The following is a 16,236-nucleotide window of genomic DNA, read 5'->3' as shown; positions in this document are numbered from 1 at the left end:
TCTAATCTAACAACTATGATAAAGAAGAATCACTAACAGCTCACAACTAAATTGTATCACAGGGCAAACACATCAATTTATGCAATTTTACATATAAAATTTATAACGTAGATTGAATTACTTGGTCATACACATCGTTATCCGTTACATCTGCCGTACTAATACCACTGAATGTCCTCACATTTAATCCGGTATTTGAAGATCCCGATCCATTATAAGCTTTCGTTTTTTCAATCGGATGTACGTTATATTTATCACCTAAGTTAATTGTCCCGTTACAGTTTTCAATAATAACCCCTTCAACAATAGCTGGCATTTTATCACCTACTTTCATTTCGTTACTTTTATTTTATGAAAATCGCCTAAAAAAATAGCATGTTTCAATAAGAAAAAGCACTCAAATTGAGTGCTTTTTCTCTAAGCATGAATGGCAAGTTTGGAGACAGTTGACTTCTTCAAAATTTTATTAGGGGTAATATTTTGAAAAAGAAAGCCTTTCATATGTAGCTTAACACCGCTGGAATATATAGTAAATTGATAATCTTTATACGGAAGATTGCTAATGTTTAGTATAGATACTTTCCACTATATTAACAGTAATAACTATATACACTAAACAACAAAAAGGCGCCTTTTAAAAAGACGCCCTTTCCCCTGTTTATATAAAACCCATCCGCTTTTCGTAAACACACACTAGAAAACAGAATCATGAATTGTTACAAGATTGTTAGGTACAAAAAGAGTAGAGGTAAATATTAATATAAAATTCTGCTTTATAGCGTGTATCCACAACTTATATTTTAATCCTCTTCCCTTGAAAATAAACATAATATGCATAATTACATACCAAAAAGAAAAAAGACACTCTCAGAGTGCCTTTTCAACCATTTTACTTTTAATATCTCGCATTGAATACATTTTACCATATTTATCTATAGTGTTTATTGAGAAAATTCCAAATCCTTTTTCTTTCATTTTCAATTATAAAATCATGTAATATAAAAGGTATGTCAAATTCTTATACAAATTGAGGTGTACTATATTTATGTATTTCGGAATTATTCCTCTTATATTGTTTATTATTTTTCTTATCTCTTACTTAAAGGATCCGCGAAAAATAATAAACGGTTTCTTATTTAATGCCTTTTTCTGTTTTTTCCTTCTTTTTTGTATGCTTGTATCTTGGGACTCAAGTAATGATGCCCTGCGCTACATAATAGTCTTACCTATTTTAGCACTTATCGTTATGATTCCTTTCGGTATTGTTGCTTTAATGTTTGGGCTATTTCTTAATGCTAGAATTTTAATGAAACGAGAGGGACGACGTTTCACTAACTGTTTAACACTCATTGCTGCTTTAGGTATTCTATTCTGTATGTTACTCCCTTTTATAAGTACAGCAAACTTGTTCTCATCACATTTAGAGCCTATTTTTGCTGGTATTTCTCGTATAACCGTATATTTCTTTATACACCTATCTAACTTCTTAACGGCTTATTTTCTATACCAATTCAACAGACCAAGGCGTAACCAAGATTTCATCATCGTTCTTGGTAGCGGCTTAATTAATGATAAAGTACCGCCTTTACTTGCAAGTCGTATTAATAAAGCAATCGACTTTTATTGGAAACAAGCAGCTGTGAATACACCACCAACAATTATTTTCTCTGGTGGACAAGGTCCAGATGAGGGCCTTCCTGAAGCAGAAGCGATGCAAAGTTATGCGGTTGAAAAAGGAATTCCTCTTGAACACACAGTGCAAGAAAATCGCTCTGTAAACACATATCAAAATATGTCGTTCTCTAAAGAAATTATGGATTCTTTAAAACCTGAAGTTAAGTATAGAAGTATTTTTACAACGAATAATTTCCATCTTTTCCGCGCCGGTATATATGCAAGACAAGCCGGTCTTAATAGCCAAGGAATCGGCTCAAAAACAGCATTTTATTACTGGCCTAACGCAATGATTCGTGAATACGTTGCGATTGTCGTAATGGGACGTAAACGCCATATGAAAATATGTGGAACTATTTTAGGTTTCGCTTTATTCCTAACGGTCGTTAGTCTTATACTTTCTTAACAAAATCCCATCCTTTAAAAGGATGGGATTTCTTATACGAATTTCAAAAATATTTTAATGGTAATATGGTGATAATATTCCCTGCATGCATCCATTAAAGGAGAATTTTTTCAAATAAAATGTTAGAATGAAATTTAGATGTGAATTATGTAACAAATACGAAACTAGTTTGAAACGAGGAAATTATATGGAGAGAATTATGAAAAACAAGCCCAATAAGCTGAAAATCGCTTCAAAAGCTTTGATGATTATTATTGGGGCATTTATCACAGCATACGGATTAGAAGCCGTATTAATTCCAAACAACGTATCAGACGGTGGTGTAACTGGTTTAAGTATCGTTAGTTCAAGATTATTCGGGTTACCATTAGGACTTCTAATCGCAGTCGTTAACATCCCTTTCGTTTGGTTAGGATATAAACAAATCGGTAAAAGCTTTGCAATTTATTCTATTATCGGGATTGCTTCGCTAGCAGTAGGTACCGTTCTCATGCACGGAGTACCAACAATTATTGAGGGCGATACACTTTTAATTACTGTTGTTGGTGGTATTATTATCGGTTTTGGTATGGGACTAGCATTACGTAATGGCGGGGCATTAGATGGAATCGATATGCTAGCCGTATTACTTTCTAGAAAGTTACCATTTGGAACAAGTGATCTTATCTTATTCTTAAATATGTTTGTCTTTATTTTTGTCTCAACAGTATTTGGTCTTCAAGGAGCTATCCTTTCAGCGATTGCTTACTTTATCGCATCTAAAGTGATTCATATCGTTGAGGTTGGTTTAAGTGGTTCTAAAACGTTTAAAATCATTACAAAAGAACCTGAATTAATAGTAGAAACAATTCGTGATCGTTTAGGTCGAAGTGCAACATACAATGAAGTTTATGGTGGGTATTCAAGAGAGAAATTTAAAGAAATCTCTTGTGTAATTAACCGTTTAGAAGAAAGTAAAATGAAAGAACTTATTCATGAAATTGATCCAAATGCCTTTATTACAGTGTATGACGTAGCAGAAGTAAAAGGCGGTAATTTCAAGAAGCATGATATTCATTAATCGTTATGAAAAACGAGGCTGTGCCAACATTTGGGCACAGCCTCTTCTTATTATTAAGTTGCTACCGTTGTCAGTTTTTGGCGGTAAATCGATATATTTCAAAAATCGCTGATATATTTAGAGTTGCGGTCGATATATTCTAATATTCGCTGATACGTTTGAAGTTGCGGTCGATATATTCCAAAAATCGCTGATATAATTTTACTCACCCCATCTTCCTCCGCTTTTAATCCATGCTACGTATTTTTGAAAGGCAGTCACTTCATCTTGAAAGCGAAGCGGAATATATAGAAATAGAGTACATGCACATAGTATCCATAGAATACCTACTACAAAGTGAAATTTCATCGTTGTACTAATAAACAAACCGAGGAATAAGACGAGGAACATAATCAAACTAAATCTTTTATACATAGTCATACTAATCCCTCCTTATGGATTAAGTGTACCAGTTATAAGGAATTAATCACCATAAAAAAAAGACCGAAAAGCAAATTCCACTTCTCGGTCTCTCTACTATCTTCTTTTCGAAATTTTCCCTGAACCGCCAACCCTCGTTTTCGGGGGAGACGTATTCTTTGGCGGAGTTTTAATGGATGATTTCGGCTTCACATCAGATCCGCTCGATCCATCTGGCGTTTTCGTAATTTTCCCTTTGCTTCCGGTAGAAGGTGGAGGCGTCGTATTACTTCCTTTTTCAGTAATACTTCCCTTATCACCTACTGATGATTTCGGATCTACATTATCTCCTCGCTTAATGATAGATCCTTTCCCTTCCTTCGTAATTGGAGGCGGGGTTTTCTTTTCTTCTTTCGTAGGTGGTCTTTCCGGGATAACCGGTTTATGATTTTGTCTATCGTTATATCCGCGATAATCACCGTATGATGATTTCCGTGAACCGAATATATCGTTTAATATACTCCCCATAATATATCCTTGTAAGAAGGATGGTTGGTAATTTTGACGAACAAATTCTTCATTACTTATTTCAATTAGCGTATCAGATGGTTTCTCTTTATCCTTTTGAAGATTATACATTTTATCAGAATAAACGAGGAACATTTGATTTTCATCTTCTTTAGATGCTTGCTTCGGTTTCCTTTCGGCTATAAGTTCCTTTGCGACTTCAGGAACTGACCGATTGGCGGCCCTATACACGTAAGATTCTTGTTTACCTTCTTTTGCGACAGACTCAAGCGGATAACGGTCTTGAATTGACTTCGCTTGACCACTTTGACAGCCTGATAAAGCATAACCAGCAATAACAAGTAATGTAACGATAGCAAGTATAGGGATTACGAACGATTTAATCATGGTAAACAATCGGTTTGACATGATTACGCCCCCCTTATGTTGCTCTTATAATTTGTACATCAGCAGGAATAATTGTTTCTCCCTCATACATCATTGTGCGACCATTTTGCCATTCAATACGTAATAATTTTCGGTTATCAGATTGGAATTCCCATACGTGCTGTTCTTCTGAAGCAGCGAATGGTGTTTTCCCCATGACAACAACACGTCCGTTATATTGCTCTTCCATATGGTACTCTGTATCATCCATTTCAATTGTCGTCGGAATTTCATCAATTGAATCTAAACGACCATCAATCGGTGTATATAATTTGTAATACGTATTTTCACGGTCTTCAATTTTTAAATAGCGAATATCTTTCCCGTCCTGCAGGGTTAAAACAATCTCCTTACGAGAATGCATACTCGTTTTCCCAGTTAATTCGTACATTACTAACGAAACTTCGATCATGTCGCCAGGAGCTAACGTTAAAAGACTCTTTTCTGGTTTCGGCGGTTCCGGGCTTTTCATTATATTTTTAATACGTTTAAATAAGCTCACAATCTACCCCTCCTTCTCTCTTTATAAACAAGCACCTAAAATAAGTGCACCAACAATATGTAATGAACCAGCTAACATCGCATGTGCTACGCTGCCTTCTTTCGTTCCTTCTTCTAAATCAAGACCTGCCATTTTTCTTAAAACAAATTCAATAAACATTTCTACAACTAATAAAATAACGAAAGAAACTGCTGAAGCAAGAAGTGCCTGCCATAAATCATTCGCTTTCGTAATCGATTGGGATAAAATATAACCTTGCGCAAATAATTTCATAACGAAACGAGTTGTTACAGCTGTATTCCCGTTTTTTATTTCTTTTAAATCATTGTATTTTGTAAAAATCGAATCAACCCACATAATTGCAAATAAAAGTACCGCACTTGCTCCAGTCCATACAAGCATGGCTAAAACATTCGTCCACGTCATTGCAAAACCTCCTCTAAAAGGTAATAGAAAACCGACATGAATTCTCTTCAGACATGTCGGCTTCTTTGTCTATTCTATATTATTTCTCATACTGCTTCATAATACGAGCTAATTCATCGTCAACAGCAGAATTTTTGTTTAAGCTTGCGAATTCATCGTCTAATGACTTTTCTTTCTTGTAAATTTCACCGCTTGCTTCTGCTTCAGCCTCTAATTGAAGAGCTTTCTCTTCCATACGGCTTAAACCAGCTTTTGCTGTATTTGAGTCAAATCCAGACATCGCCTGATTAATATTCTTTTGTGCTTTCGCTGCATTTACACGCGCTACAAGTGTTTCACGTTTGTTTTTCAGCTCTGTTAATTGCTTACGCATTTCTTCTAACTTCGCACGAAGGTTATCAGCAGCAGCTTTATTTTGTTCATAGCTCGCTTTATATTCATTCATCTTTTGCTCTGCATTTTGTTTTTCTTCAAGAGCACGACGTGCAAGATCAAGATTGCTTGCTTGAACAGCCATATGTGCTTGCTCTTCACGTTTTTTCACAAGTGCTTCTTGCTCTTCAAATAACAACTTGAACTTTTTCTCAAGTGCGATTTGAGCAGCTACACTTTTCTCAGCTTCTTGTACATCTGCTTGCATATCACGTAAATATTGATCCGTCATCTTAACTGGATCTTCAGCTTTTTCAATTAATGAATACACATTCGACATTGTTAAATCTCTTAATCGTTTAAATACAGACATCCAAATTCCTCCTATGATATACCTCATATTTCAAATTCACTACTTGGAAATTTTAAAATCTCCCTTTACAGTAAGAATATTCATTTTTATAACCTATGTGTTTATTATAACAAAACTAAGATGTCCTTACATGTTATTTCCAAAATACATCCAATATAATATGACATTCTAGATAGAATATTGTATTCCTACTATATCCTTATTATTTCTGCCTCCAAAATTAACTCATTTTTACGTACTTTCACTAAATTACATAATTGTAATGTTACTGTAAGCTAACTCGATAGTTGCATCTCCACATTTCTTATACACTAATACCAGAAGCAACAGAATAACAAAAAAGCTTCTCATACTGTAATGACTAATACAGAAACTGTATTTACTATAAAACATATAAAAGGAGAAATCATCATGAAAAAATTAGTAGGAATCGGGTTAGCAGCAGCAATTTCATTCGGAGCATTATCAGGTTGTTCTTTATTAGGAGAAAAAGCGAACGGCTTTGTATTATACGGAACAGAAGAGCAAGTCACGCAAATTGCAGATAAAAATAAAAAAGAAGTAAAAGAAAAAGATGTATACAAAATGAAGCTTACAACGCTAGAAGATAAAAAGGTTCTTGTAATGGATAAGAAAACTGGTGAAGAACTTGTTAAGAAAGAATTACTACAAAAAGTTGATGAAAAAGACGACACGAAACCACTTGATAAATTACCAGCTGTAACAACAGAGCAAGGCGTGTTATTCGCAAAAAATAAAGTAGAAAATGCTACAATTGATGGCGCGAAATTAAAATATGAAGGTAATACAATTATTGGTAGTGGCCGTGCATATGCAGATATGTTCGCGATTGTTGATGATGCAACTTACGGCAATGTAAAAGGTGAAGAAAAATCTGTGGGTGTATTAAAATTTGATAAAGACCCTAGTAAAGAATTCCCTGGAAAAAATGGTGTAGAAGGAGCACAACTTGTAAAAATTAAGAAATAATAAAAAAGCTTTGCGAAATTCGCAAAGCTTTTTTCTATTTATGAGCAATTTGCTCCATATCCGGACTACAAGTTTGTGACTGACATGACTTACTTAAAGAGCATGCTGCGCATTTGCCTTTTTTACTTCTCTTTACAAAATTAACTAACGTATATGCTGCATAACCAAAAATGATAGCTCCAATTATAATATTGACCATCACCGCGATACATCTCCTTCTAGAATCCGAGTAAGGACCCAACTTGGTATATAATAAGCGTTAATACATAAGCAACAACGAGCGGATAAATGACAGAGAAAACTGTCCATTTCATCGATCCTGTTTCACGTTTAATAACAGCTACTGTCGCTAAGCACGGAACATATAATAAAATAAAGAACATAAATGCATAGGCTGATAACGCCGTATAATGCGCTCCCATTACATTTCCTAACACATCTTCTTTAACCGCATAAATAATTGCCATTGTAGAAACGACAACCTCTTTCGCTAAAAATCCTGTTAAAAGGGATGCCGCAGCTTGCCACGTTCCAAAACCGAGCGGTGCAAAAAGTGGTGCGATAAATCCACCAATCATCGCTAAGAAACTGTCTCCCATATCAACACCAAATCCTGATGGACCTGCATAGTTTAATAACCAAATAACAACCGAACCACCGAAGATGAATGTACCTGCTTTACGAACAAATCCTTTACCTTTCTCCCACGTGCTGAGCCATAACGTTTTCGCTTGCGGCACACGGTAAGGAGGTAATTCAATTACGAAAATAGATTTTTCCGCTTTTAAAATAGTAAGAGACATAATTTTTGTAACAAGTAACGCAAGAACAATACCTGCAATGTATAAAGAGAACACAACAGTCGCCTGACTATGAGGGAAGAACACTCCCGCAAATAATGCATATACAGGTAAACGTGCTGAACAAGACATAAATGGAGTTACTAAAACTGTAAGTAAACGTTCTTTTTCCTGTTCAATCGTTCTCGCTGCCATAATCCCCGGAACGTTACATCCAAAACCGATAATCATCGGAATGAACGCTTTTCCGTTTAAACCGAAAAATTCCATAATTCTATCCATAACAACTGCAATTCGTGCCATATATCCCGAGTCTTCTAATAGCGAGATGAAAAAGAATAGTGCAAAGATTTGTGGAACGAATACTAATACCGCACCAACGCCCGCAATAATACCTTCTGTAACGAGTGCTTGAATAAAGTCAGAAGCTCCAACACTTGTGAGCCCAGCTGTAACCCAATCAGTAAGTTGTCCGCCAAAAAATCCATCAAGCATATCAGATAAAGGCGTACCAATCCACGTAAACGTAACCTGAAAAATAAAAAACATAACTGCTAAAAAGATTGGAAGTCCTAAAATTTTATGTGTAATTAACTGATCGATTTTTTCCGAAAAAGGAATTTCCCCTTCTTTCTCATGCTGAATGACATTTGTTTTTAACTTTTCAATATACGCTTCACGAGTTTTGTAAATGTGCTCTTCTAACGTACAATCAAGTTTTCCTTCTAAACGAGATCGAATGGCTACAAGTTCCTTATAAATTGGTAATGCTTTCATTTCTTTTTCTACTACTTCGTTATTGCTTAAAAATTGAAGGGCTAACCATCTTGGATGCTCATAATTCGCTGTCTCTAAAAGAGCAATTACCTCTCCGATTCCTTCATCCATTTGTACACCATATGAAATAACGAATGGCTTTTTCTCTTTTTGTTTCTCTTCATGAAGAGTAGCAAGTAATTCTTCACAGCCTTTTCCGCTTCTTGCAACGACAGGAACGACTGTTACACCTAATATTTCTGATAATCGTTTTACATTAATAACAATTCCTCTTTGCTTTGCCACATCAATCATATTTAAACCAATTGAAACTGGCTTACCAAATTCAAGTAATTGTAATGTTAAATGCATATTTCGCTCAAATTGCGAAGAATCCACTATATTTAACATATGATGAAATTCGTCTGTTAGTAGAAAGTTTGTAACGACACCTTCATCACGTGAAACTGGATTTAAATCATAAACGCCTGGTAAATCAATTAGTGTTCCTTGCTTATCTTTTAATTTACCAACCTTCTTCTCTACTGTTACACCGCTCCAATTTCCTACATATTCATAAGAACCAGTGAGTGCATTAAATAATGATGTTTTCCCTGTATTCGGATTCCCTAGCAAAGCTACCTTATTCACGCTAATTCCACCTTTATCATTTTCGCGTCACAATGACGAATACTAATTAACTGTCCACGACACTCCAATGTACAAGGACCTTTAAACATCGCTTTCTGTTTCAGGCGAAGTTCGCTTCCTTCCGCGAGGCCGAAAGCAGCCAGTCTACGCTTTAATAACTGATCTAACGATTGAATACTTTTTACTAATACTTTCTCACCAATTTTAATATCTACTAAGCTCATAACCTTCCCCCTCAGAAGAGAATGATAATTATTTTCAAAAAAATTATATCATACTCTATTTCACTTGGACTATACCTTTTCACTTCATATTTATTAACATTTCAATACAATTATATTTCAATAATTGTCATACACCGTACATTTGCCATTCTCATCCATTTCAATTACAATAAACAATAACAAATAAAGAATCTCGTTATCGCAGGGGGAGCCTTACCGCTGAGAGGGAACATTTCGTTCCGACCCTTTGAACCTGTTAGTTAATGCTAACGCAGGGATTGTGCAAACGTCCGAAATACATACCTCTTTTTATTTACGTATTTCGTATCCTCCTATGATATCTATTCTTTTTTGTGCAACTTGGATTTAGGGGGAAACAACATGCGTAACACCAATTTACAAGCGATGATCGAATCTGCTATTCTTGCAGCCTTCGCCTTGATTATCGACATTTTACCATTATCACTTAAACTTCCAACAGGCGGTTCCATCTCATTTGCTATGATTCCTATTTTTATTATTGCATACCGCTGGGGCTTCAAAATGGCTTTCTTAGGAGGCTTAATTTGGGGACTATTACAAATCGTAGTAGGTGATGCCTACATTCTAACACCTGTTCAAGCATTCATTGAGTACTTCATTGCATTTTCCTTTATCGGCTTTGCTGGTTTATTCTATCGTCCAATTCAAAAAGCACTTGCCTCAGACAACAATAATGCAGAGCATTCAAGTTTTGGTAGTCGCAAAGATAAACCAAAACAAAACAAAGGAAAAAAAGCACTCGTTTACATTATCATTGCCACATTTGTCGGTAGCTTTGCACGCTATTTCTGTCACTTTATTGCTGGTATTATTTTCTTTGGTCAATATGCACCTAAAGGACAATCAGCTGCCTTATATTCCTTAATTGTAAACGGTAGTACTATGATCGGTTCTTTCATATTATGTACTGTATTACTAATTCTTTTATTTACAACTTCACCACGCTTATTCAAAAGCACCGGTGCTTATCAAATGAATACACAAAAAAAGGGCGCTTAATTAGCGCTCTTTTTTTCATATCGTAATATCAATAATAAATACAATAAATGCACAAAAGAAAATAAATACCATCACACCTAGTAAATTGCTATTCATGGCTAATCTACTCCTTACATAACCTCTTTTTCTAACCAGATTATATCTCTTAAAAATAAAGATTAGGTAAAGATAATATGAAAATAACTTAAAAAAAAGCGTAGCATGTATGATCTACGCTTTTTTCGGTAAGTAGAAGTAAAATAACACCCCATCTTTTGTATTCTTTACCCCATATTCAGCATTGTGCAATTCTAAAATATTCTTTGAAATGGCAAGCCCAAGCCCCGTTCCACCTTGTGAACGATGACGCGCTGCATCCACGCGATAAAAACGATCCCAAATTTTATCTAATTGCTCTTCTTCAATGTGAGTACCTTTATTTTCAATACACACTTTTATACGATCCTTCTCATCTACTGTAGAAATAATGATATCCTCTTTATTTGGTGTATAACGTATGGCATTCGTAATGAAGTTCACGATAACTTGTTCAATCCGACTTTGGTTTGCAATCACTTCAAATGAACGTATATTTTTATGAACACGAAGTTCTTTTTTCTCTATCTCCACAGAAAGGTATTCGCATATATCTTCAATTGCTGTATCAATATAAAATGAATCTTTTTTCATTTTATATGTACCAGATTCAAATTTAGCTAATTCAAGCATATCCAAAATTAGTATATCCATCTTGTCTACTTCTTTTTCCATCGCCTGAAAATAGTAGTCTTTCTTATGTTCAGCTACCCCATCTTTTAAAATAGAAATACAGCTTTTCATAATACTTAACGGTGTTTTTAATTCATGTGAAACACCAGAAATGAATTCTTTCCGCGTCTTTTCTAACTTTCTTTCCTTTTCAATATCTTGTTCTAGCTGTCCAATATGCGAATGGAGTTTATTCGATAGTGTATTAATATTTTGCGATAAATCACCGATTTCATCTTTTGAAGTAATCGGGATTTTTTCTGTAAAGTCTAAATGTGCTATTTTCTTCGTTGTATCATTTATTTTTAGTAACGGTTTTGCAATTTGTTTTGAGTAATAAAACGAAGCTAGAAAAATTAGAACGACTACAAATGCAACAATATAGATGTAATAATCTTGTACCATTTGTACAGCCTCATCGACAGGTTGCAAAGAAGCCATCGCATATATATATGTTACCGATCCGTCTTTTTCTTTTTTTGGTTTAATTAATAATTTATATTTTATATCATTTTTTTTATGGTCCCTTATTTGTGTTGAATACTGTATATGATTACTCTCTTTTAATAATAAATCAGCTTGAAATTCCTTTATGCTATCTAAGAATAAACTATTTTTATAAATTGGATTCACAGGACCTTTTACATCAGGTAACTGTACTTTTGTAACACGTCCTCCTATGTAAACGCCTAATTCCTGAGCACCTTCTTCCTGAACAGCTGGTTTCTTTTCCTTAACAAGTTGCTCTTGAGCTGCTCTCTTTTTCTCCTCATCTAATTTCATTTTCTCCTGAAACTCTTTTTCTAACGGTTTATTAGATCCATTTAAATTTTGCTTACTTAACGCGAAAGAGAATGGAATGAAGCTATCTTCTTGTTTCACTCCAGAAAAATAAATTTCTTGTCCTAAAAACTGATCTGACGATTTATTATCAATCTCCTCTATATTGACGAGATTGTATAAGGGAATCTTGAATATTTGTTGTCCAAAGCTCTTTTGTTGCCTACGGTCTATCGTTACCTCAAAATAAAAATCATCCGCATGTTTTAAATTCCCATTCTGATCTAATGTCGTAATCCACGTATTATTTTCTCTTAAAAAATCTTGCTCCAGTTTCTGAATTCCTTCTGCATTTCCTGCATAATTTAAATAATTCTTTTCAAAGGAATTTAAATTCACTTTAATATCTTCTACTTTTCGATTCGCATAATATTGTTTGAAAAATATCGTTTGTCCAATAAAAATCGTCGCTAAAATTAACATACATAATGCTGTTGTGAGAGTAAATAATTTTAGTACAATCCCTTTTCTCATACATTCCCCTCAAACTTATATCCAGTTCGCACTACAGTTGTAATGTACTTTGCTTTCTCTCCTAATTTATTTCGCAAATTACGAATATGGCTATTAACCGTTCGATCATCACCAGCAAATTCGTATCCCCAAATTCTTGAAATTAACTGTTCCCTTGTTAGTACAATTCCTTGGTTTTTCATGAAATACACCAATATTTCAAACTCCGTATGCGTTAAACTAACATCTACCTCATCAACAGTAACAGTACGTGATGGAAAATGAACGTGGATACCATGAATTGATAACGTATCATCTTCATTCTCTAAAGGTTTCTTCGATGCTTTTCTACTTTCTAATAATCGTTTCGCCCTTGCTAATAAAATTGGCGGACTATACGGCTTCGTCACATAGTCATCTGCCCCAAGTTCAAAGCCAAGTAACGTATCATCTTCATCTACACGCGCCGTCAACATAATAATAGGAACCTCGGACGTCTTACGGATTCTTCGGCAAACAGACCATCCATCGAGTTCTGGCAACATAATATCTAGAATAACTAAATCAACCTCTTCTTCTTCAAATACAACTAAGGCTTCTTTCCCATCTCTTGCTTCAAACACTATATATTGTTCACTCAAAAAATAATCTTTTAATATTTCACGCAAAATATCTTCATCTTCAACAATTAAAATGTTTTTTGACATAACTTATGTATCCCCCTCCCGCTTTCAAAAACTACAATTTCACTTTGAATAACTACCAGTTAACTTCGCTTCAATAATATATCGATCCGGTGCATCCCCTATATAATCAAATGGATAGCAAGTCGTCAGTGTTAATATTGGTTCTTCTTTTTTTATAATAACAGTACGATCATCCGCATGGGTAATCCATGTCTTTTGAACTTCATATGTGTAAGTTTTATTATCATACTCTAAAATAAGAGTATCCTTTTCTTTTAACTCTCCTAAATCTGTAAACACAGTATCTCGATGTCCACTCAGTACAGTATGACCTCCTCCAGAGGGTGTTGTCGTTAAATCACTAACAAACATACCGACTCCTTTTTTCAATGTTGCATCATTTGCTCCCCAATATATAGAAAACTTCTTCTTTATTTTCGGTATATTTAGCATCGCTACCTTTTCTCCTTCTTTATGCTGTATTTGAGAAGAAGGTACTTGCGCATTTACTGGTACCTCACTAGAAGGCTGCTTATATGTTTGCTGCTCAAAATTTTCAATTTCTTCTGTCGTTAAATCTTGTGCAGAACTTTTTCCTTTATACCATTCAAAAGCGTAATAGGCTCCCATTAATAGGCCTACTATCATTAACGTAAATCCAATACGATTTAGAACTGTCACTGTGAATCCCTCCATGCAAAAAATGGTAGGAGTAACCTACCATTTTTAATATATGAAATTATCCCATTCTTTATAGGCTAATATTTTATTTACGCTTTAACCTTATTGCGACGATTCAATCCAAATAATGTCCCTATCGCTACAAGACATGCGCTTAATGCCATCATTGCTACATTATTTGATGCTGTGTTTGGTAATTTTTCACCTTTTACAGCTGGTTTCGCTACTTCTTTTTTCGCTGCATCATTCTTTTGCCCGGCCTGAATTGCTGCTTCTTTTTTTGCAAGAGCTTCCTTTTCTTGCACTTGTGGTGTTACTTCTTTTTTCGCTGTATCATTCGTTTGCCCAGCTTTTATTGCTTCCTCTTTTTTAGCCATATCACTTTTTTCTTGTACTTGTGCTGCTTGCTTTTTCTCTGCATCATTTTTTTGCTGTGCCTTAATTGCTTCTTCCTTTTTAGCTACATCTGACTGCACTTGCGCTGCTTCTTCCTTTGTCAGTGTCCCAGTTGAAGCACTCGCTACTGAAGAATATCCTACTGTTAAAAGTGCCATTGCACAAATTGGTAATAGTTTTTTTTTCATTTTATCTCTCCTCTTATACGTTTTACATCACTTCGCATCGGATGTATCACTAGAATAAACAAGAGATATAAATATAAGATGCAGATGAAATAGATTTCATTTAAAGATTTCATTGTAGAAAAATAAAAAACATCGCAATATATACGATGTTTTTTGGGTGCGTGTCTCAATATTTACATGTTACTTTCGCGTGTTTCAGAAGTAGAGCGGGCCGGAGCGATAACTAATTGTCTCAGCTCAGTTTTCTTGAAGTGATTTTTGACGTTACACTTACGACGTTGAACAACCCATGCTTTAATAGGATTTGTTAAAATAACTCTTTGCTCTTCGTTAGGGGCCTCTTCTTCCAATCTACAACTTTCGCTCCATTTACGCCATTTCATTGTAAATTTAGAAGAAGAATGATCGTCTTCTCGATCAAACAAGTGCAAAAAATCCATTTCTCCAGCTAGCATTACTGTGTTACTAGTCGCTAAAAAAGAAAAGGTTGTCCAACGTTTCTCCATGCCCTCATACTCCTTCTTCACATATAGAGTGCCTAAAACTTAATTCACCTAAAATATGCTTGCCCTTTACCTTACACTTATAGTTTATCCAAAACACTACTATGCAACTATCGATTTGTCTTACAAATCACCTTACATTTTTGTAAGAAACGAAAAAACCTTCACTCTATATACGTGAAGGTTTCTCATTTCTTATCTATATGATCTTTCATATCATCAAGTCCAGCTTCTTGCAGCTGCGACATCATACCGTGGGAAATTGCGCCTAATACTAAAGTCATTCCAATTAGTGAAATGCGAATTGCAGGTACATCAATTATGTAAGCCAACATGCCAAGAACAATTGTTAAAAGCAATGCTTTTATAAATGTTACACTTGTATACTGTTTTTTCCTCATCATAATCACCCTTTATGAAAGCGTTTTCTTAATATAATCAGTATATCATATCATCTGATTATTTTGTGGGGGTTTCTGTAAAAACCTTATATCTTCTTTGACTTTTTTCTTTCTATCCTTTACAGTCGAAATGTTCACAAGTTTTACACTGTAGGAGGATTCAAATGAAAATTGAAATAAAAGACACTTTAATTTCTGAAGAACAATTACAAGAAAAAGTAAAAGAACTAGCTCTTCAAATCGAACGTGATTTTGAAGGAGAAGAAATCGTTGTAATCGCTGTATTAAAAGGATCATTCGTATTCGCTGCTGATTTAATTCGTCACATTAAAAACGAAGTAACAATCGACTTTATCTCTGCATCTAGCTACGGAAATCAAACAGAAACAACTGGTAAAGTAAAACTATTAAAAGATATCGATGTAAACATTACTGGAAAAAACGTAATTGTCGTAGAAGACATTATCGATTCTGGTTTAACACTTCATTTCTTAAAAGATCACTTCTTCATGCATAAACCAAAAGCATTAAAATTCTGTACGTTACTTGATAAGCCTGAGCGCCGTAAAGTGGACTTAAAAGCTGAATATGTTGGCTTCCAAATTCCAGACGAATTTATCGTTGGCTACGGTATCGACTGTGCAGAAAAATATCGTAACTTACCATTTATCGCTTCAGTTGTAACGGAATAATATAACAAAATAAACTTCCAT

Annotated in this window: 20 protein-coding genes and 1 riboswitch; of the genes, 5 read left to right on the top strand and 15 right to left on the bottom strand. The window is 34.7% G+C overall.

What is annotated here, in order from left to right; genetic code table 11:
* Positions 1 to 100 precede the first annotated feature (100 nt).
* A complete protein-coding gene (locus tag ACFVQC_RS00520; RefSeq protein ID WP_002015747.1) occupies positions 101 to 334 on the bottom strand; it encodes a spore germination protein in 234 nt (77 codons plus the stop codon).
* A gap of 711 nt (positions 335 to 1,045) precedes the next feature.
* On the opposite strand from ACFVQC_RS00520, the gene ACFVQC_RS00515 reads away from it, so the two are divergent.
* Both ACFVQC_RS00515 and ACFVQC_RS00510 read left to right on the top strand, forming a co-directional pair.
* Positions 1,046 to 2,080 (top strand): YdcF family protein, encoded by a 1,035-nt coding sequence (locus tag ACFVQC_RS00515; RefSeq protein ID WP_377897180.1) that lies wholly within the window; start codon positions 1,046 to 1,048, stop codon positions 2,078 to 2,080.
* A 187-nt stretch (positions 2,081 to 2,267) separates the two neighbouring features.
* The gene (locus tag ACFVQC_RS00510; protein ID WP_002112469.1) at positions 2,268 to 3,140 is read left to right on the top strand and encodes a YitT family protein; all 873 of its coding nucleotides are present in this window, start codon (positions 2,268 to 2,270) and stop codon (positions 3,138 to 3,140) included.
* Between the two features lie 201 nt (positions 3,141 to 3,341).
* On the opposite strand, the gene ACFVQC_RS00505 is transcribed toward ACFVQC_RS00510, so the two are convergent.
* The 5 genes from ACFVQC_RS00505 to ACFVQC_RS00485 all read right to left on the bottom strand — a co-directional run bounded on the left by ACFVQC_RS00505 (position 3,342) and on the right by ACFVQC_RS00485 (position 6,166).
* Positions 3,342 to 3,560 (bottom strand): hypothetical protein, encoded by a 219-nt coding sequence (locus ACFVQC_RS00505; RefSeq protein WP_219920641.1) that lies wholly within the window; start codon positions 3,558 to 3,560, stop codon positions 3,342 to 3,344.
* Between the two features lie 96 nt (positions 3,561 to 3,656).
* Positions 3,657 to 4,475 carry a DUF4247 domain-containing protein gene (locus ACFVQC_RS00500; RefSeq protein ID WP_219920642.1) on the bottom strand — a complete coding sequence of 273 codons (819 nt, stop codon included), beginning with the start codon at positions 4,473 to 4,475 and terminating at the stop codon, positions 3,657 to 3,659.
* Between the two features lie 13 nt (positions 4,476 to 4,488).
* Complete coding sequence (locus ACFVQC_RS00495; protein ID WP_016095930.1) at positions 4,489 to 4,995, bottom strand: DUF4178 domain-containing protein; 507 nt, start codon at positions 4,993 to 4,995, stop codon at positions 4,489 to 4,491.
* Between the two features lie 21 nt (positions 4,996 to 5,016).
* Positions 5,017 to 5,421: a DUF350 domain-containing protein gene (locus ACFVQC_RS00490; protein ID WP_002067791.1), complete on the bottom strand. Its 405-nt coding sequence runs from the start codon at positions 5,419 to 5,421 to the stop codon at positions 5,017 to 5,019.
* A 79-nt stretch (positions 5,422 to 5,500) separates the two neighbouring features.
* Positions 5,501 to 6,166, bottom strand: a complete 666-nt coding sequence (locus ACFVQC_RS00485) for a PspA/IM30 family protein (RefSeq protein ID WP_002067789.1) — start codon at positions 6,164 to 6,166, stop codon at positions 5,501 to 5,503.
* 411 nt (positions 6,167 to 6,577) lie between these two features.
* Here ACFVQC_RS00485 and ACFVQC_RS00480 point away from each other — a divergent pair, with 411 nt between their 5' ends.
* On the top strand, positions 6,578 to 7,156 hold the full coding sequence (locus ACFVQC_RS00480) for a lipoprotein BA_5634 family protein (protein WP_377890713.1): 579 nt from the start codon (positions 6,578 to 6,580) through the stop codon (positions 7,154 to 7,156).
* Positions 7,157 to 7,190: 34 nt separating this feature from the next.
* On the opposite strand, the gene ACFVQC_RS00475 is transcribed toward ACFVQC_RS00480, so the two are convergent.
* Genes ACFVQC_RS00475 through ACFVQC_RS00465 form a run of 3 tightly spaced genes read right to left on the bottom strand, consistent with a single transcriptional unit; the run spans position 7,191 to position 9,587 of the window.
* The gene (locus ACFVQC_RS00475; protein WP_000989601.1) at positions 7,191 to 7,358 is read right to left on the bottom strand and encodes a FeoB-associated Cys-rich membrane protein; all 168 of its coding nucleotides are present in this window, start codon (positions 7,356 to 7,358) and stop codon (positions 7,191 to 7,193) included.
* Between the two features lie 16 nt (positions 7,359 to 7,374).
* Positions 7,375 to 9,363, bottom strand: a complete 1,989-nt coding sequence (feoB, locus tag ACFVQC_RS00470) for a ferrous iron transport protein B (RefSeq protein WP_377890711.1) — start codon at positions 9,361 to 9,363, stop codon at positions 7,375 to 7,377.
* A complete protein-coding gene (locus ACFVQC_RS00465; RefSeq protein ID WP_000060512.1) occupies positions 9,360 to 9,587 on the bottom strand; it encodes a FeoA family protein in 228 nt (75 codons plus the stop codon). Before ACFVQC_RS00465 ends, feoB begins: the two co-directional genes overlap by 4 nt.
* Before the next feature lie 194 nt (positions 9,588 to 9,781).
* Positions 9,782 to 9,883, top strand: a riboswitch (TPP riboswitch).
* Between the two features lie 85 nt (positions 9,884 to 9,968).
* Here ACFVQC_RS00465 and thiT point away from each other — a divergent pair.
* On the top strand, positions 9,969 to 10,628 hold the full coding sequence (thiT, locus tag ACFVQC_RS00460; RefSeq protein WP_377890709.1) for an energy-coupled thiamine transporter ThiT: 660 nt from the start codon (positions 9,969 to 9,971) through the stop codon (positions 10,626 to 10,628).
* 210 nt (positions 10,629 to 10,838) lie between these two features.
* Here thiT and ACFVQC_RS00455 read toward each other — a convergent pair whose 3' ends face one another.
* The 6 genes from ACFVQC_RS00455 to ACFVQC_RS00430 form a co-directional block, all read right to left on the bottom strand.
* Complete coding sequence (locus ACFVQC_RS00455; protein WP_377890707.1) at positions 10,839 to 12,689, bottom strand: sensor histidine kinase; 1,851 nt, start codon at positions 12,687 to 12,689, stop codon at positions 10,839 to 10,841.
* A complete protein-coding gene (locus ACFVQC_RS00450; protein WP_002145204.1) occupies positions 12,686 to 13,375 on the bottom strand; it encodes a response regulator transcription factor in 690 nt (229 codons plus the stop codon). Before ACFVQC_RS00450 ends, ACFVQC_RS00455 begins: the two co-directional genes overlap by 4 nt.
* Positions 13,376 to 13,414: 39 nt before the next feature.
* Positions 13,415 to 14,035, bottom strand: a complete 621-nt coding sequence (locus ACFVQC_RS00445) for a class D sortase (protein WP_377890705.1) — start codon at positions 14,033 to 14,035, stop codon at positions 13,415 to 13,417.
* Positions 14,036 to 14,124: 89 nt separating this feature from the next.
* Positions 14,125 to 14,619 carry an LPXTG cell wall anchor domain-containing protein gene (locus tag ACFVQC_RS00440; RefSeq protein ID WP_377890703.1) on the bottom strand — a complete coding sequence of 165 codons (495 nt, stop codon included), beginning with the start codon at positions 14,617 to 14,619 and terminating at the stop codon, positions 14,125 to 14,127.
* Between the two features lie 173 nt (positions 14,620 to 14,792).
* Positions 14,793 to 15,125 carry a hypothetical protein gene (locus ACFVQC_RS00435; protein WP_377890701.1) on the bottom strand — a complete coding sequence of 111 codons (333 nt, stop codon included), beginning with the start codon at positions 15,123 to 15,125 and terminating at the stop codon, positions 14,793 to 14,795.
* Between the two features lie 185 nt (positions 15,126 to 15,310).
* Entirely contained in the window at positions 15,311 to 15,526 is a 216-nt protein-coding gene (locus ACFVQC_RS00430; protein WP_002145200.1) for a hypothetical protein, read from the bottom strand.
* A gap of 161 nt (positions 15,527 to 15,687) precedes the next feature.
* Between ACFVQC_RS00430 and hpt the strand changes: the two genes are divergently transcribed.
* Positions 15,688 to 16,215, top strand: a complete 528-nt coding sequence (hpt, locus tag ACFVQC_RS00425; RefSeq protein ID WP_000687586.1) for a hypoxanthine phosphoribosyltransferase — start codon at positions 15,688 to 15,690, stop codon at positions 16,213 to 16,215.
* Positions 16,216 to 16,236: the final 21 nt, after the last annotated feature.

Source organism: Bacillus sp. NPDC057893, assembly GCF_042796455.1.
Taxonomy (GTDB): Bacteria; Bacillota; Bacilli; order Bacillales; family Bacillaceae_G; genus Bacillus_A.
The sequence above is the reverse complement of the archived record's forward strand: the minus strand, read 5'-3'. Positions and strand labels throughout refer to the sequence as shown.

What these genes read in the sequence shown, in the direction of transcription:
- ACFVQC_RS00520 (WP_002015747.1), bottom strand. Translation starts at nt 334, where the DNA reads ATGAAAGTAGGTGATAAAATGCCAGCTATTGTTGAAGGGGTTATTATT.
- ACFVQC_RS00515 (WP_377897180.1), top strand. Translation starts at nt 1,046, where the DNA reads ATGTATTTCGGAATTATTCCTCTTATATTGTTTATTATTTTTCTTATC.
- ACFVQC_RS00510 (WP_002112469.1), top strand. Translation starts at nt 2,268, where the DNA reads ATGGAGAGAATTATGAAAAACAAGCCCAATAAGCTGAAAATCGCTTCA.
- ACFVQC_RS00505 (WP_219920641.1), bottom strand. Translation starts at nt 3,560, where the DNA reads ATGACTATGTATAAAAGATTTAGTTTGATTATGTTCCTCGTCTTATTC.
- ACFVQC_RS00500 (WP_219920642.1), bottom strand. Translation starts at nt 4,475, where the DNA reads ATGTCAAACCGATTGTTTACCATGATTAAATCGTTCGTAATCCCTATA.
- ACFVQC_RS00490 (WP_002067791.1), bottom strand. Translation starts at nt 5,421, where the DNA reads ATGACGTGGACGAATGTTTTAGCCATGCTTGTATGGACTGGAGCAAGT.
- ACFVQC_RS00485 (WP_002067789.1), bottom strand. Translation starts at nt 6,166, where the DNA reads ATGTCTGTATTTAAACGATTAAGAGATTTAACAATGTCGAATGTGTAT.
- ACFVQC_RS00480 (WP_377890713.1), top strand. Translation starts at nt 6,578, where the DNA reads ATGAAAAAATTAGTAGGAATCGGGTTAGCAGCAGCAATTTCATTCGGA.
- ACFVQC_RS00465 (WP_000060512.1), bottom strand. Translation starts at nt 9,587, where the DNA reads ATGAGCTTAGTAGATATTAAAATTGGTGAGAAAGTATTAGTAAAAAGT.
- thiT (WP_377890709.1), top strand. Translation starts at nt 9,969, where the DNA reads ATGCGTAACACCAATTTACAAGCGATGATCGAATCTGCTATTCTTGCA.
- ACFVQC_RS00455 (WP_377890707.1), bottom strand. Translation starts at nt 12,689, where the DNA reads ATGAGAAAAGGGATTGTACTAAAATTATTTACTCTCACAACAGCATTA.
- ACFVQC_RS00450 (WP_002145204.1), bottom strand. Translation starts at nt 13,375, where the DNA reads ATGTCAAAAAACATTTTAATTGTTGAAGATGAAGATATTTTGCGTGAA.
- ACFVQC_RS00440 (WP_377890703.1), bottom strand. Translation starts at nt 14,619, where the DNA reads ATGAAAAAAAAACTATTACCAATTTGTGCAATGGCACTTTTAACAGTA.
- ACFVQC_RS00435 (WP_377890701.1), bottom strand. Translation starts at nt 15,125, where the DNA reads ATGGAGAAACGTTGGACAACCTTTTCTTTTTTAGCGACTAGTAACACA.
- ACFVQC_RS00430 (WP_002145200.1), bottom strand. Translation starts at nt 15,526, where the DNA reads ATGATGAGGAAAAAACAGTATACAAGTGTAACATTTATAAAAGCATTG.
- hpt (WP_000687586.1), top strand. Translation starts at nt 15,688, where the DNA reads ATGAAAATTGAAATAAAAGACACTTTAATTTCTGAAGAACAATTACAA.